Here is a 15,024-nt window from a genome sequence, read left to right on the forward strand (position 1 = left end):
CACGTTGCCGCGCAGGTAGATCAGGGCAGCGGCCACGTAATCGGCTGCTCGCCGGTATGCCGAACCATCCTGGTGTGCCGGGCTCATGCTGACGGCCTCCGTTCCCCGAGGTCCGCGCGGGTACCCCGGGATACTGCGGCGCACACGCCGACCGTCACCGCTGGTTCCCGGACCATCGTTTCGGACCGGCCGGAGGGCCATTTTGCCCAGTAGCCTGATCGCACGTGGCGTGGTCACGGCGGGCTTTGCACAGCGCCGCGTGGAGTGAACCAGACAGCTCTGGACGTCTTCGCAGACGCATTCGTGTCCGGCTGGTACGACTCCGGAATCGAACGGCCCTGCCGCTCGTCGTCACCGTCGTCAGCTCGCCCCGCTATGAAAACCCGAAGCGACTATGCAGGGCCCCTGCGGCCGCGGCCTGTGCGCCTAGCTGATCACCCCCTCTCCGGCCTGTCCTGCTGCCTCTGAGCTGGGTCCCCGCCCACGGCGCGACCGACCAATTTGGCTTCCACTTCTGCCCCCCCCAGTACTGCAGCGCCGCCGGACGGCGGGCCCGCGCTCCCGTCGGCGGTTCACCCTTCGCCAGCCACACGGGGCGTCACCGCTCCTGTGAGGGCGGGGGCGTGCGCAGCGCGATCATGCCGACGTCGTCGTCGTTTCGTCCTGTTTCCGCACCACCAGTCCGAGGCGGCGTTCCCCGAAGGCCCGGCCCTGCTCGCTCGTCCGTCTCCCCCCACCGGCCTGGCCGTCTCCCCTTCCCGCAACAGTGGGCCACGCGGGCATCGAGGAAGGGGTGAGTCCTTGCTCCTCGGCAAGCAGGCGCCTGGTGGGATAACGCGGAGGTCACGTGAACGTCATGGTGAAGACAGAGGCGGCCGCTCCGTCCGCCATGAGCCGGTCCTGCAGCGACGACTCAGCGCGCATCACCAGGCGCAGGTCACAGGCTGGTCAGGATCTGTGGGGCCAGATTTTTGATCATGGTGTTGGACCAGCGCATCTGGCGCAAGGTCTCCGGGTGGCAGGCGGAGGCCAGGTCGAGCAGCCCGTCGTCCTTGGTGGCCTGTGCGGCCTGGGCCAGCATCTCCCAGTGCAGGGAGTTCTCCGTGGCGGCGAGGTGGAGTTCTCGCAGGTCGCGCAGGAGCAGCAGGCCGGGCTCGGCGACCGCGCCGTTCCGTGTCCCGTTGGTCGAGGACCGAGGCAGCGGCGTCCCGGTGATCTGTTACACGCGCCGACACATCGCGGACACCGGCGGTGCGTCGAGATTGCCACCCGCCGTGCGCCGCGGCGACATCCGCATCGACCGCGCCGTGCCCGGCACCATGCCGCACGGCCTCTTACTGCTCCCCGGAGGCGTGCTCCTCGGCGCGGGCCTCGGTCTGCTATTCCCCTCGACGTCCCGCTCGGCCCTCAACGCCCCCCGAAGGGGCAGCACCAGCGTCTTGGCCGTGCCGCACGGCCTGCGGGACAGCGAGGGCGCGCACGAAGGCGAGGCCGTCTCGCCCGCCTTCCTGATCTACGGGCACGAGCCGATCCACGCGCAGCACAACATGCATGGCATCAACATCTGCAACATCCGCGACGAGGAGGCGGCAACCGTCACCGGCAACGAGACCTCCACCGCCCTGCACGAGCAGCGGCGGGTGCCGGTCACCACGGAGGAGATGCTGGCGACGAACACGGCCTGCCACGCCGCGGCGGCTACACGTGGCCCACGGCCCCCCGTCGGCGTCACCGGCCGGGAGCTCTCACACGCGCTGGGCCTGCTGGGGTCGGGACCTCTCATGCCAGGGTCTTGGGGCAGGGCCCGCGCCCGTGTCACCGACCGGGGGCTCTCATACGGTCTGCCTCCGGCCTGTCCACGCTGCCGCCGGTTGGCCTGCTGATCGGTAAGGTGGATCTTCGTGGGCAGTCCGCTGCGGGACCGGCCGATGGCGTGGTCGTCCAACTCGCCGGCAGGGACCCCTTTTTGCGGCCCGGCCGCTTTGCTGGTTCGACGTCGGCACTGCACCTTTCGGGCGCCGCTGTGACGACGGTGCCCACGACGAACTGGAAGCCCACCAGTGGGCCAACCCGGAGGAAGCGGCCGACCTGCTGCCGTGCATCGTTCGGTCAAGACTGGTCTCCTCCGGTAGCTCCCGCGGGCCGAGATGCGTGCGGATTGCAAGGAGAGGTCCCTCATCGCCGGTTGGCTGGCATGGGACGTGACAGGTGCCCGGCCACGGCCAGTTGCAACAGGTTCAGTGTCTGACCGGTGGCGAGGTAGCCGCGTCCGGGCGGGCCAGTGACGTACTGGTCGGGCTCCAGCGGCAGGCTGTGCGCTATAGCGGTGGGGCGGTTGGAGGGTGTGAGCAGGATGCGGCTACCCGTGGCCACGATGCTGTTGACCAGCCGGGCGAGAGGGCTGGGGAAGCCGGTGAGGACGGGAGTGGCGTCGGCCGTGATAATGAGGGCCTGGTGGCCCCGGGCCGAGAGATGGGCGATGTCGTCGAGCAAGGTGGGTGCGTCGGCGAAACCCTGCTGTGTCGGCAAGATGGTGATGTGGTCGGCGTCGTCGACCACCACGGCAAATGGGCCGCCCGAGAAGGAGGTAGCGACATCGCGTAGGTCGCTGTCCTTGTGCGAGATGCCTGTGAGAACACGTATGCCTGGGTCGTCGGGGAGGATGCCAGGCAGGGGGGAGCGTGGTGAGGCAATGGCGAGCACGTCGATGCCTACTCGGCGCAGTGCGTGGGCGAGCGTGCCGGCGGTGGTGGTACGGCCGGAGCCGGGCGGTCCGGAGACCAGGAGGAGGTGCGGGCCGGCCATGAGGTCGATGCCGATGGTCGTGTGGTCGCTCCCGCCGATACCGAGGGGAATCCAGGTGGGCGAGGGCAGGGAACGGGGCTCCGGCAGTTCGTCGATGGTTATGCGAGGAGGAAGAGCGGGGAACCGCTTCGGCAGGCGGGCCGGGTCGCGATGTCCGGGGTGGGACACCGGGTCGATGGGGAAGAGGACGGGGAGGCAGATGTGGGTGTGGCGGCCGGTGGCGGCGTCGACTGCTCGTCCGGGCAGAAGGGGCGGGCTCGTCATACGGGACGTGAGATGGGTGCGGCGGGTTTCCTCTTTGGGGAAGGGCAGCAGGAGACGGCGGGTGTAAAAGGCGGGGAGCTTGTGGTTAAGCATGTCGTGCCCGCCGATAGCCACGACGTGTACGCCCAGGGGGGCTCCCGCGACGACGATGCCTCGTAGGGTTGTGAGCAGTGACGTCTCGGTGAATGAGGGATCGCTGTGGTCCTCGAAGTACTCCCATCCGTCGATCACGACAACGATGCTCGGGTGGTCTGCGGAGGGCGGGGGCGGGCTGCTGTGGGAGCGGCGCTGGACTTCCTGGTCGAGCCACGTGATCAGGCGGCGGATGCGGTCGGGTTCGGCCGGTGAGAAGACACCCCCGCAGTGCGGCAGCGAGGCGTACTCGGACAGCCCGGCGGGACGGTGTTCGATGACGTACACATGGGCCTGGTCGGGACGGAATCTGGTGGCCAGACTGGTGATCAGAGTGCGGGCGAAGGTGGTACGACCAGATTGGGGGCCGCCCGCGACCATCAGCCTGTCCAGGCCGGCGAGGTCGAGGAAGTCGGCAGGCTGAGCCTGTTGGGCGGGCTCGTCGGCCAAACCGAAGGGCACTGCGGTGGACGGCGGCGCCGTGGTCTGGCAGCGTGCGAGATCCTCCAGGGTCACGGTGATGGGTAGCGAGGGCAGCAGGGGCCGGAACGGGGCCATGAGCCTGCTGCGGCGGGCGGCCTCCTCGACGGCCGCGATGGCCAGATCCTGATCGGTGGGGCCACCGCCGCGCCGGGCCGGCGCGGCTGGGCGCTGGGCACCGAAATCCGTCCACCGCAGCGCACGGACCGAGACGGGGGGTGCGCTGCCGGACGGCGGCGGGGAGCCGAGATATCCCGACTGGAACACCTGCGGGACGCGCGTCTCGCCAGTGGTGCACACGATCATGCCGCGTCCACGCAGCGAGCCGGGGAGAGCGGCCGCGTCGGGTACGCCGAGCACCTCGGTGCTGTCGGCGGCCTCGTTCTGCCGCAGGCTGATCCGCAACGAGATGTTGTTCTTCAGCTCGGGCGACAGCTTGCCCTGCAACGACTGGGTGGCAAGCACCAGGTGCATGCCGAGCGAGCGCCCCTTGGCGGCGACGTTGACCAGTTCCTTGAGGAAGTCCGGCGAGGTCTCCAGCACCCGGGCGAACTCGTCGAACACCATCACCAGGCGCGGCAGTGGCTGCAGGTCCGGATGGTTCAGGCGCTCGCTCCAGTACCTGTCGATCTCCCCATCGTACCTGGCCAGTAGGGACTCGCGGCGACTGACCTCGGCACGCACGGACGCCAGCACCCGGGCTGCGGCGGTGTCGTCGAAGACGTCGGCCGGGGTGTCACCGGTGGAGCGGATGAGAGCCACCACGTGGGGGCAGCGCTCGAACGGCAGAAACGCGCTGCCTCCCTTGAAATCCACCAGGACGAGGTTGAGTTCATCGGGCCGGTTGGCCAGCAGGAGAGAGGTGACCAGGGTCTGCAACAGGATGCTCTTGCCCGCTCCGGTGGCGCCGCCGAGCATGGTGTGCGGGCCCTGCTCGGCGAGGTCCACCGTGACAGGGCCGTCGGCGTCCGCCCCCAGCACCACGCGCGTACGGGGTCCGTGCCCCTGGTTCCACAGGGCCTGAACGTCCTCGGCCGCTGGGCTGCCGATGCCCAGCAGATCCAGGAAGCGCACGTGGTCGGGAACGGCGTTGAGTACGGATCCGAGAGTGATCCGGTCACGCATCGGGGCCAGTGCCCGGGCCAGGCGCTCGGCGGCCGCGGTGTCGAGCAGGTGCGGTGTGGCCGGGACGGAAGGGGCGTCGGGGGTTCGGGTGAGGCGCAGGGCGCTGTCGGTCATCTCGCACAGACCACGGCACTCGTTCACACCGTACTCGTCGGCGCACACCAGGTAGACCCCCACCGCCGGACCGTGGTGGAGTATCTCGTCCATGCCCGGCAGGTTCCGCAGGGCCGACGCGCCGTCCAGGACGACGACGACGTCCTCGGCGAACCGGGTGGCGGAGCTCTTGGCCTTTTCGGCCCGCCGCGTGGCGACGAGCCTTCTCAGCTCCTGCACCCGCGCGGTGCGCGTGGCGTCCGTGCTGCCGAGCAGGCACGGAACAGCCGCCGCCGGACCGGCGTCCACGTGCGGCAGCCAGCGGGTCCAGGCCAGTGCCTCGCGCCCGTCCGCCATCATCACCACAAGGCGGAGATCGTCAGGGCCGCGAAGGGTCGCGAGCTGAATCAGCAACCAGCCCAGCATTCCGTCCACCGATGGACGGGGACCGGCCACCCCTAGTACACCCGTGACGCTCAGATCCACGGTGACCGGCACGTCTCGCATCACCGGAACCCTGAAACCCTCCCAAGGCTCGCCACGCAGGTCCACCGACGCCTGCTGATCGGCTGTACCCACCCTCAGTACCAAACCGTTGGAGGAGTTCACCCTGCGCGGCCACAAGTCGGGCCGTGCTCCGGAGGCGGCTTCGGAAATCTCAGCGGGTCCGGGAGCCAGCAGCAGCCGCACCCGCCGTTCCTCGGCCGCATGAGAGCTCATTTCCTGCCGGGTGGCTTCTTGCGCCGCAGCCAACTCCTTCGCTTCCTTCTGACGCTGCCGATCAACAATGCTGTCCCGGATGAACGCAGCGACCAGCGCGAAAATCCCGAACAACACGAACAACGGCCGCTGCAACACGAAACCGAGCAGAATTCCTCCGACTCCCGGCAGATACGCGAGCACCTGCATGGCGCCCGACTCACGCGAACTGGCCGGCTGCGCGGGTAAGGTCACCTTGGCAATCGGAACCTCTGGAACCGAGGCGAAGGGACGGTCGAAGTCAAGCCGCCCGTCTGCGGCCCGAACCGCTCGCGGACCGCCCTCTGACAAGGGCACCCACCTCAGTTCGTCGGAGCCGATCCGCAGTATGCCTCCCGGCTCCCATCCGGTCCGGTCGAGGACCTCCCTGCCATCGACAAACGCGCCGTTGGTCGATCCCCTGTGCACCACGGTGACACGAGCGTCGGAGGATACCTCCAGTCGGACATGCTCCCTTCGCGAGACGTCCAGATCCCGCAGGCATATCGACGCCGCCGCGTTCCTCGCCACCGTGTGGGATCCGGGGCCCAACGCGACGGTCAGACCCGTGTCGGGTCCGGCGATCACCTTGAGGACGCCCACGGCAGACCCCTGGACGGGACGGAACACCGGCCCAGGCGCTCCCACACTGATCACTGCGCCCGGTATGAGAGGACTCTCCGCCAGGGTGGCCCGGCGTTTCAACTCCACGCCGCCGACGAAGCACCGCCTGCCGCCCACCGCAACCGGAAGCGAGTCCAGCAAGGGGCCGACGCGGCTGTCGGGCGCGGCAACCACCTCGACGTCCTCGCGCACAGAGGTACCGGCATCCTCAACGGTCAACCGCAGAATCATGGCAGGGGTTCCACTGTCGTCATCGCACTCTTTCCGGTCCAACTCGCTCGCCCGGGTCCTTCCCGGACGACAGAGGCGGTCGGCCGCACCGGGCGCCTAGGGGTTCAGCAGGGCCGCCAGGTCGTCGTGCGGCTCGTAGATCCTGGACGCGTAGGACCGCAGGGCGGCGTCGAGGCGGCTGAGTTCGGTTCGCGCCAGTTCTTGTGTGGGAAATGACAAGGCGTTGACGGCGGTCGTCGACGGGGCGAGACGGACGATCTTCCCCGGAGCCGTGGTGAAGACCCCGAAGGGGTTGTCCTTCGGAGTCAGAGCGCTGTTGAGCTCAACCCTGAGGTGCCACACCACGTACCGTTCCAGATCGGATGCCGCATCCACTCCGAGAAAGGGCGGTGCCTTGCGCCCGGACGCCGGTTCCAGGGTGATGTGCCGCAACTGCCCCCAGGTCACGCTCCACCGCGCCTTGCGGTACCCGAATGTGAGACCCCGGGGGGAGACCTCGACCAAGCACTCCACTCCAGGACGGTAAATGAGCTCGAGACAGAGATGGAAGAAGAACACAGGCGCTGTCACGATCGCCGTCCCGATCTTTCCGAGGAAGAAGACCCCCACCAAGGCACCGATCATAAGAATGCCTAAGTTGACGGCTCGCTGTTTTCGCGCCTCTCTCTTTCGCGGCAGGAAATCGGTGCGGAATTCCTCCGTGCCCTGTGTGACGGTGGTGGTGTGTTCGGCCCAGGCGTCCGTGCCGGAGCGGCTCGCCGCAGCCGGTGAACTGCGCGCCGGTACTCCCGTCGGCCTGACCGTGGTGGTGTCGTCCTGCCAGGTGGCCGGGGTCTGGCGGGCCGGCCTGGCCGGGGAAGGAGCGGGAGCGGGGGCCGCAGGACTACGGAGCAGGGCGTCGGCCTGCTCGATGGTCATCCGGTCCGTGGTGTCGCGGGTGAGCAGTCCGGTGATCACGGTTGACAGCGGGGGACGGCTGCTCAGCGGCGGCAGGTCCTCATGCAGGATCGCGTGCAATGTCGCCGCCGTGTTCTGGCGGGCGAAGGGATCGTGCCCCTCTACCGCGTGGAACAGGGTCCCGCCCAGCGCCCACAGATCCGTCGCGGGCGAGGGATCGGAGCCCTCGAACAGTTCCGGTGCCATGTAGCCGGTCGAGCCCGCGACACCGTGGCGGGTCAGACGGGTGTCGTCCATGGCGTGGGCGATGCCGAAGTCGACGATCTTCACCTCGTCGCCGGGCAGCACCATGATGTTGCTCGGCTTGATGTCCCGGTGCATCAGCCCCATTGAGTGTGCGGCTTTCAGGGCACTGAGCAACTGCACCGCCATACCGGTCACCCGCTCATCGCCCAGTGCCCCGTACCGCTCCAGGAGCTCCGCCAGTGACGGCGCCTCCGCCAACTCCATGACGATGTAGACGGCGTCGTCCTGTGCCGTGGCTGGCACAAGGTCGTGGATGGCTATGACACCCGGATGGTTGAGCCGGCCCGCGGTACGGGCCTCGCGCAGTGCCCGCTCACTGAACAGCGACCGCTCCGCCTCGGACAGACCCGACGGAACACGTAACTCCTTCACCGCGACCAAACGCCCGATCAACTCATCCGACGCCCTCCACACCACTCCCATCCCGCCCCGGCCCAGCACCTCACTCAGCCGATACCGCCCCGCAACGAGCCGTGGCAGTGATCCGGCCCCTGCCCATCCCACAACCGCACCCCCGTCGTCCATCACCCGCGTCTAGCGCAGGCCGCGACCTGACAGTAGGTTATCCAGCGCCAGCACGCAGTAAGGATGCCAGGGGGATCACAAGTCGGTGGCGGAACGATTCGCCTGCGATCCGCAGGAAGCCGAGCTCGTCGCGCGAGAGCTGACGCGCGTGCGGTCGGACATGGGGATGTCGCAGCATCCGCTCGGCAGTGCCACAGGCACTGGTTCCCCCCAGATCGACGCCACACTGAACGAGTTCCGGCAAGCTGTAGCCGAGACGCGCACCGGCCTGCTCACGTCAATCGAACGGGTGGCGGGGCTGTTCGCCGGCCTGGCGGAAGGCACGTTGGACCTGGACAAGGCATTCGCTGACGGTGTCAGCGAGAGATGAGGAGAGCCCGATGGCGGATGTGAATGTCGGCTACGACGGCGTGAACCGAGCGGCCGCCCAACTGAAGTCCGGGCACGGTGAGATGATCGAAAAGCTCCAGTCCCTCAAGTCTATGATCGACCAGCTCGTGACCAGCGAGTTCCGCACGCAGCTGGCGTCAAGCAAGTTCCAGGACTCCTACCAGCAGTGGACCACCGGCGCCCAGAATATGCTCCAGGGCCTGGAGGGCATGTCCGCCTATCTCGGTGAGGTGGTGCGCGGGCACCAGGAGCTGGATGCCCGGCTCGCCCGGGACTCCGGCAGCTGACCTCCTCGAACCAGATGAGTATCTGGCTAGTCCTTGACCTGGAGCGGGACCCCACCCCAGGCGAGCCGGACGGCATACGGGCTTTGGCAGCGCGGCTGCGGCGCGAAGCGGAGTACGCCGAGCGGCACACCAGGCGACTCCGCCAGGTCGCAGCCAACAGCGGGAATTTATGCATGCGCGGCGACTACGCCCCTCGCTTCCACCGGTCGTTGAACGAACTCCCCGGCACATCCGCCCTGCTGGGACCGGCTCACGACTTCTGCGCCAACGCCCTCGAGGAGTACGCGAGCCGCCTGCAGCAAGCCAAGCTCCAGTCGGCGACCGCCCTGGAGCGAGGGCTCCGGGCAGACACCCAGTACAAGACCGCGTTACAGCAGTTCTACGCTCTCGTGCCGGTGACACCGCCAGCGAGCGTTATCGGGCGCGGCCTCAACCAGTTGACGGCACTTGCCTACAGCCAATACCAGCAGCCCCAAGTCCGCGAGGTCGCCGAGAAAATCGGGGCCTACGCCGGCCAAGCCGAGCAGGAACGCCAACTCGCGGCCCAGCTGGCCCGCCAGGCCGCCCAAGCCTTACGCGAAGCCGAAGTGCTGTGCGAGCAAGCCATTCGTACAGCGACACTACAGCTCACAGCTGTCGATGCCGAGGCCCGCGAACCCACTGTCGTCGACAGCCGCACCTCAGGCGGTGACAACAAGGCTTTAACTGGCGCGGGAAGCCGAGGCCGATCCACCGAGGGGCCTCCTTCTGGGAACCAATCATCTGGGGGCCGTCTCGCCCAGGAACGGGGCAGGCAGTACGAGGACTTCCTCAAGGAGAAGCTTGGCGGCGGGGAAAACTTCCGGCAGGGCGGCCGTGAGTTCGACGGGACCTTCCAGGAAAACGGTGATGAAATCTGGTACGAAGCGAAATCGGGGAATTTCTGGAAGAAGGCTGCGGAAGACTCGCGGATATGGATTAAATTCACGTCAAATATCGGAGATGCACGCCGAATAGCCGAGGCCAGCGGCAAGAAATTCTACCTGATTTCCGAGAATCCAATACCACAGAACATCATCGAGTGGCTCACAAAGAAGGGCCTCTCTTGGAAAATCATTCCTATGAACTAGGAGAAACATTGTCCAGGTCTGTCGACATCGACCTCACATTCGGTCGGGAGGTTGCCGTTACCGGAATCCTTCAGCTCCTTGCGCAGCGTGGGTGGACACCAGTGGAGCCACTCGGCATCTCGTGGATGATTGAGAGCGAAGGCGACTTCGACTGGTCCAGTGGGGACCCCCTGAAGCAGCCTCAGATCTTGGCCCGGTTGGACGCGCCGGAAGCTCGGGGACTGCATGTGGGCATCTCTGTTTACCGGCCCAACATCGAAACGGGGGGGACACTACTCTTTTACCCTGGCAGACAAGCGGCCTCCTTCACTCCGTCGATCAACCGACGCTCCCTTCAAGGGGCAGCGGAAATGACGGATCTGGCCTGGTACATCAAAGAACTGGTCTACCCGCTGCTACCCGGAGACCTGCTGGGATACACGGCGCGGGATATAGCGGACTGACTGCCCGGCACCCGACAGTGCCTCACCCACGAAGACCGTTCGGAGTGACTTTTGCCGGAGGCCCTGATGATCGGGCTAAGAAGGGCGTTTCGTCCCGGCAGGGTTGTTTGGTTCGGGCTTCAGGTGTCGCGCCAGTTCGGTGGATTCGCGGGTGAGTCTGCGGCTCTCTCCCACGGCGGCGACCGCGGAGCGAACTCCGCCCTCTACCGCATCGCTCTCGCCCGAGTGTCCAGCGACGCCCGCACCCGCGAGTATGTCGCCCGGCAGACCGCCACCGGACGACGAAGAAGGAGATCACCCGCCTGCTCAAGCGGCCATCGCCCGGGAGGTCTTCCGCTGCCTCACCACACCAGTCAGCGTCCCGGATGTCTCCGACCTCCGGCCCGCACGTCAAGCCAAGAACATCACCCCTCACCACCATCACCGAGCACTTCGGCGCCTGGCGGGCGGTGAATCTCCTGCATCGAACACGGCACACGCCGCGACGACGACCTCGCCGGCGCCTACCGGGACTGGCTCACCGCGGCCCGACCAATTCAGGAGCGGATTCACTCATAGACGGTGGCGGCCTGAAGGGCCCTGGCCAGGAAGGTCCAATCCCCTCCTTCCGGAAGCTCCTTCCCGAAGTTTCGGTACCAGCCCGGCGAGGCATCCATCCACGCCGCGAGGGCTTCAAGGAAGTGATCGAGGCTCTGGTTCTCCCATTCGTGCCCCCGACGGAGGTAGTCCTGGTGCAGTTCTCGGACGAAGGCGACCAGCTCGTCGCGGCTACGGACCTCGCTGTCAGGAGTGAGTGACATGCAGTGAAGGTACCTCGCTCGGGCGGGCGCCCACGCTTGACGATCAATAGGAACATCAACCTGCACCGACATTCGCAGTTCCCCCGGCAGTCCGAGGACCGTGTGTGCTCGCCCATTCCCTGACCACGTCCACCGCGCCCTCCGCGATGCGGTGAACCCCGCTCCACCTCTTCTCCGACGAGGGCCTGACCTAGGACACGGCGGAAGCCGCGGACAGCACCGACGCAGCAGATCCCCTCACGGTTCTGAACACGGCCGAGGACGAGGAACCCGACGACATCACGGAAGGCTCGGCATGCCCCAGACGAGTCTGAGCACGGGGCGGCCGTCCGGCATCCCCAGCAGCTCCCGCACTCGCGTCCTCCGCTGCGGCCCAACCGCATGACCGTCATCGCCGCAGTCACCCTCACCCGGAAGCGTCAGCGCCGAAGAAGCTCAGCGCTTCATTTGCACCCGAGTCAACCGATGAAGGGGCGAGAAAGGAGCCCCGCCGGCGAACCAGCGAGGCTCCCCCGGGTGCGTGCTCATGAACCCACGACGCGCGTACGGACGACAACCGAGCACGAACCCGCTCTGGTCGGCAAGGACACGAACCGTTGGGTACCCACCGAAGGCTCCCTCCGGGACGGCCCGTCCAGAGCACGCACCACACGATCACGCTCCCCGTCCGAGAGACGAGCGAGCAGGGCCACGACCTAGCCCAACTCGTCCTCCCCCGATGCCACCGATCACCCGCCAGATCAAGGACCGCCGGGCGGCCCAGCCAGAATCCTCCAAAATCCGCTTCGACCTGAGGTTCGGTCCCCGGCGTCTCCGACCGGCGTCACCGCTCCCCCGCGAGGCCGAGATCGCCCTTGCTCATCTCGGCCGCCCTCTCAGTGATCCGGGGACGGCGCCACGGGTGCGCGATCGGGCCCGACACCGTCCGCCACCACACCTCCCCCGGCATCTCCCCCGCCGGCTCGAACGGCTCCCCCGGACGCGGGAACACCGCCGTCTGCCCCGCCTCCTCAGCCGCGTCCTTCGTCCACTCCCCCGGCTCCGCCCACGCATGCGGCGCCAGGTTGAACGTCCCCCAGTGGATCGGCAGCAGCACCCCGCCCGCAGCGCCTCCCTGCAGGTCAAGATGGGACTGCACCCCCTGCGCAGGCGTCATGTGAATGTCTGGCCACATGCCGGGCAGCGGCGTATAGTCCGTGTGGTTCTTGGGCCAGAACTCCGCGTAGGCCCCTATCTGGATCATCGTGGCGTCGAACGGGCCGTGTGCGGCGCCGATGTCCCGGAAGCCCTCGAAGTAGCCGGTGTCACCGCTGTGGTAGACGCGGTGCCGGTCGCCGGCGACGACCCAGGAGGCCCAGAGTGTGTGCTGGGTGTTGCGCAGCGCCCGGCCGCAGAAGTGGCGGGCCGGTGTGGCGGTGAGGGTGAGGCCGCCGACGCGGTCCGACTCGTGCCAGTCCAGTTCGCGCAGCCGGTCCGGGGACACGCCCCAGTGTTCGAGGTGGGCGCCGACGCCGAGGGGCACCGCGAAGAGGGCGTCCGTCCCGGCCAGCGCCTTGATCGTGGGCATGTCCAGATGGTCGTAGTGGTCGTGCGAGATGACGACCACGTCGACCGGGCCGAGCGCGGTCAGGGGCACGGGCACCGGGTGCAGCCGCCGGGGCCCGGCGAACGGGAAGGGGGAGCAGCGCTCGCCCCAGACCGGGTCGAACAGCACCCGGTGCCCGTCGATCTCGGCGAGCACGCTGGAGTGCCCGAGCCAGGTCAGTCGCAGACCGGTGGCGGGCGGCCGGGCTAGGTCGGCGAGCGTCGTGGCGTGCACCGGGACCGTGCCCCGTGGGGTGCGGCGCCTGCGCGCGTCCCTGTCGAGGTAGACCTGTGCGAAGTCCTTGCCCGATCCGGCGGGCCGGGTCCGGGTGGGGCCGCCCGGGTTGCGGAAGACGCCGTCGGCGAAGTGCGGTGAGGCGTGGATGCGGGCCAGGCGCTCGCCGCCCGGGTCCTGGCCGAAGGCCGCGGGCCGCGGCACGCGGAACCCGGAGCTCGGGAAGGGGAAAGCGGCCACGGCACCTCCAGGCGGAGCGGGTGAGGAGCTCATTATGGCCGGGCCCTCCGACAGCGGGTCGGGGGCCCGTGCCACCGCGGCCGGCCCGGCCCGGCGGACCGCATGTCACATCCGCCCCCGTCCTTCCGTCGTACCGGTGAGGCGCCCGCACGGCGCGCCCGGCTCGCTTCGGAGCCCCGTACGACAGGAGGTGGCCCATGGCCCGCGTATCCCTCACCCCGCCCCGGACGCTCTTCTTCCGCGTCATGGAGTGGTACTCCAGGCGCGCGTACGGCAAGGTCCTCGATCCCGGCAAGGCGCTCGCCCACAACCCGCGTGTGCTCTGGGGCGACCTGCGGTTCGAGCAGTCCGTGGCCAAGTGGAACAAGCTCGACCCCGACCTGAAGGCGCTCGCCGTGATGGCTTCCGCGGCCTCGATCGGCTGCTCCTGGTGCGTGGACTTCGGGTTCTGGGAGAACGCCGAGCGCGGCATGGACCGCCGGAAGCTGCACGAGGTGCCGGTGTGGCGGGACAGCGACGTCTACACGCCGCTGGAGCGGGACGTCCTGGAGTACGCCGAGGCGATGACGGCGACGCCGCCCGCCGTCACCGACGATCTGGCCGCACGGCTGCGCGCGCGGCTGGGCGAGCCCGCCTTCGTGGAGCTGACGGCCATGGTCGCCGTGGAGAACCTGCGCTCGCGCATCAACGCGGCACTCGGCCTGACCAGCCAGGGGTTCAAGGACTCCTGCGAGCTGGGCGACGCGGCGCGGACGGCTTCCGGGCGTCCCGCGCGGGACGCCCGGCGGTCCGTCGCCGGCTGAGCCGCCCGGGCAGCGGTGCGGCGGGGGCCGGGGCCCCGCCGACTCACGCCACCGCGGCGATCCGCATCCTGATGTCCTCCGGGGACAGCGTCCCCTTGGGCGTCACGTGATCGCCCGAGGACTGGCCGCGCAGCCGCCGCCCGATCCAGGGCACCAGGTATTCGCGGGCCCACTGGACGTCGTCCCGGCGGATGTCGAGGGTGCCGCGGGGCGGCAGCGGCGGCCAGGGCTGCTCCGGGTCGGCCGGCACCGGCAGGCCCAGCACCTGGCCGGCGCGCAGCGCCACGCGCGTGTGTCCCTCGGGCGACAGGTGCAGCCGGTCGGTGTCCCAGGCCCGGCGGTCCTGCACGCTGCGCAGTGACCACAGGTCGAGGACGGGGCAGCCGTAGCGGTCGGCGATGGCCCGGACGTGCCCGTTGTAGGTGGCGATCTTGCCGCGCAGGTGCTTGAGCACGGGCATTCCGCGGGTGTCGAAGCCGGTCGTCACCATGACGGTGCCGGCCGCGGCGCTCAGCGCGGCGACCGCGCGCTCGAAGCGCTCGGCCACCTCGTCGGGGTCGGTGCCGGGGCGGAGAATGTCGTTGCCGCCCGCGCAGAAGGAGATCAGGTCGGGCGCCAGCTCGATGGCCCGGGGCACCTGGTCCGCCACGATCTGGTCGAGCAGTTTGCCGCGCACGGCGAGGTTCGTGTAGGTGAAGTCGCCCTCGGGCCGGCGGTCGGCGAGCAGTACGGCGAACCGGTCGGCCCAGCCGACGAACTTCCCGTCGGGCCCGGGATCGCCGACCCCCTCGGTGAAGCTGTCCCCCACCGCCACGTACGACCCGATCACTGATCTGCTGTCACTCTTCGAATCGTCTGCCACATCGGCCCATCTTTCACCCTGCAATGTGACTTACGCGACCGTAGGAAGGGG

General features: G+C 68.5%; 11 protein-coding genes and 1 pseudogene. 6 read left to right on the top strand and 6 right to left on the bottom strand.

What is annotated here, in order from left to right:
* Window positions 1-937: 937 nt before the first annotated feature.
* A pseudogene (locus AB0L74_RS32365) lies at window positions 938-1,156 on the bottom strand (hypothetical protein); the annotation flags it as partial.
* A gap of 118 nt (window positions 1,157-1,274) precedes the next feature.
* On the opposite strand from AB0L74_RS32365, the gene AB0L74_RS32370 reads away from it, so the two are divergent.
* The gene (locus tag AB0L74_RS32370) at window positions 1,275-1,883 is read left to right on the top strand and encodes a hypothetical protein (RefSeq protein ID WP_365660479.1); all 609 of its coding nucleotides are present in this window, start codon (window positions 1,275-1,277) and stop codon (window positions 1,881-1,883) included.
* Between the two features lie 292 nt (window positions 1,884-2,175).
* On the opposite strand, the gene AB0L74_RS32375 is transcribed toward AB0L74_RS32370, so the two are convergent.
* Both AB0L74_RS32375 and AB0L74_RS32380 read right to left on the bottom strand, forming a co-directional pair.
* Window positions 2,176-6,492: an FtsK/SpoIIIE domain-containing protein gene (locus tag AB0L74_RS32375; protein WP_365660395.1), complete on the bottom strand. Its 4,317-nt coding sequence runs from the start codon at window positions 6,490-6,492 to the stop codon at window positions 2,176-2,178.
* A 96-nt stretch (window positions 6,493-6,588) separates the two neighbouring features.
* Window positions 6,589-8,220: a serine/threonine-protein kinase gene (locus AB0L74_RS32380; RefSeq protein WP_365660398.1), complete on the bottom strand. Its 1,632-nt coding sequence runs from the start codon at window positions 8,218-8,220 to the stop codon at window positions 6,589-6,591.
* Between the two features lie 85 nt (window positions 8,221-8,305).
* Here AB0L74_RS32380 and AB0L74_RS32385 point away from each other — a divergent pair, with 85 nt between their 5' ends.
* From AB0L74_RS32385 to AB0L74_RS32400, 4 genes are all read left to right on the top strand, one after another.
* Entirely contained in the window at window positions 8,306-8,590 is a 285-nt protein-coding gene (locus AB0L74_RS32385) for a hypothetical protein (protein WP_365660401.1), read from the top strand.
* A 10-nt stretch (window positions 8,591-8,600) separates the two neighbouring features.
* A complete protein-coding gene (locus tag AB0L74_RS32390) occupies window positions 8,601-8,897 on the top strand; it encodes a WXG100 family type VII secretion target (protein ID WP_365660404.1) in 297 nt (98 codons plus the stop codon).
* A gap of 173 nt (window positions 8,898-9,070) precedes the next feature.
* Window positions 9,071-10,006 carry a hypothetical protein gene (locus AB0L74_RS32395; RefSeq protein ID WP_365660407.1) on the top strand — a complete coding sequence of 312 codons (936 nt, stop codon included), beginning with the start codon at window positions 9,071-9,073 and terminating at the stop codon, window positions 10,004-10,006.
* Window positions 9,982-10,449, top strand: a complete 468-nt coding sequence (locus AB0L74_RS32400) for a hypothetical protein (protein ID WP_365660411.1) — start codon at window positions 9,982-9,984, stop codon at window positions 10,447-10,449. The genes AB0L74_RS32395 and AB0L74_RS32400 overlap by 25 nt, the downstream gene beginning before the upstream one ends.
* Window positions 10,450-10,997: 548 nt before the next feature.
* On the opposite strand, the gene AB0L74_RS32405 is transcribed toward AB0L74_RS32400, so the two are convergent.
* Both AB0L74_RS32405 and AB0L74_RS32410 read right to left on the bottom strand, forming a co-directional pair.
* On the bottom strand, window positions 10,998-11,249 hold the full coding sequence (locus tag AB0L74_RS32405; protein WP_160509856.1) for a hypothetical protein: 252 nt from the start codon (window positions 11,247-11,249) through the stop codon (window positions 10,998-11,000).
* A gap of 823 nt (window positions 11,250-12,072) precedes the next feature.
* Window positions 12,073-13,308 carry an MBL fold metallo-hydrolase gene (locus AB0L74_RS32410; protein WP_365660413.1) on the bottom strand — a complete coding sequence of 412 codons (1,236 nt, stop codon included), beginning with the start codon at window positions 13,306-13,308 and terminating at the stop codon, window positions 12,073-12,075.
* A gap of 197 nt (window positions 13,309-13,505) precedes the next feature.
* On the opposite strand from AB0L74_RS32410, the gene AB0L74_RS32415 reads away from it, so the two are divergent.
* Window positions 13,506-14,111 (top strand): carboxymuconolactone decarboxylase family protein, encoded by a 606-nt coding sequence (locus AB0L74_RS32415; protein ID WP_365660416.1) that lies wholly within the window; start codon window positions 13,506-13,508, stop codon window positions 14,109-14,111.
* Between the two features lie 43 nt (window positions 14,112-14,154).
* Here the strand turns inward: AB0L74_RS32415 and AB0L74_RS32420 are convergent, their stop codons facing one another.
* Window positions 14,155-14,940 carry an SGNH/GDSL hydrolase family protein gene (locus AB0L74_RS32420; protein ID WP_365660470.1) on the bottom strand — a complete coding sequence of 262 codons (786 nt, stop codon included), beginning with the start codon at window positions 14,938-14,940 and terminating at the stop codon, window positions 14,155-14,157.
* Window positions 14,941-15,024: the final 84 nt, after the last annotated feature.

This window comes from Streptomyces sp. NPDC052020 (assembly GCF_040680575.1).
In the GTDB taxonomy this organism is placed as follows: Bacteria; Actinomycetota; Actinomycetes; order Streptomycetales; family Streptomycetaceae; genus Streptomyces.

What these genes read in the sequence shown, in the direction of transcription:
- AB0L74_RS32375 (WP_365660395.1), bottom strand. Translation starts at nt 6,492, where the DNA reads ATGATTCTGCGGTTGACCGTTGAGGATGCCGGTACCTCTGTGCGCGAG.
- AB0L74_RS32405 (WP_160509856.1), bottom strand. Translation starts at nt 11,249, where the DNA reads ATGTCACTCACTCCTGACAGCGAGGTCCGTAGCCGCGACGAGCTGGTC.
- AB0L74_RS32395 (WP_365660407.1), top strand. Translation starts at nt 9,071, where the DNA reads ATGCGCGGCGACTACGCCCCTCGCTTCCACCGGTCGTTGAACGAACTC.
- AB0L74_RS32390 (WP_365660404.1), top strand. Translation starts at nt 8,601, where the DNA reads ATGGCGGATGTGAATGTCGGCTACGACGGCGTGAACCGAGCGGCCGCC.
- AB0L74_RS32380 (WP_365660398.1), bottom strand. Translation starts at nt 8,220, where the DNA reads ATGGACGACGGGGGTGCGGTTGTGGGATGGGCAGGGGCCGGATCACTG.
- AB0L74_RS32415 (WP_365660416.1), top strand. Translation starts at nt 13,506, where the DNA reads ATGGCCCGCGTATCCCTCACCCCGCCCCGGACGCTCTTCTTCCGCGTC.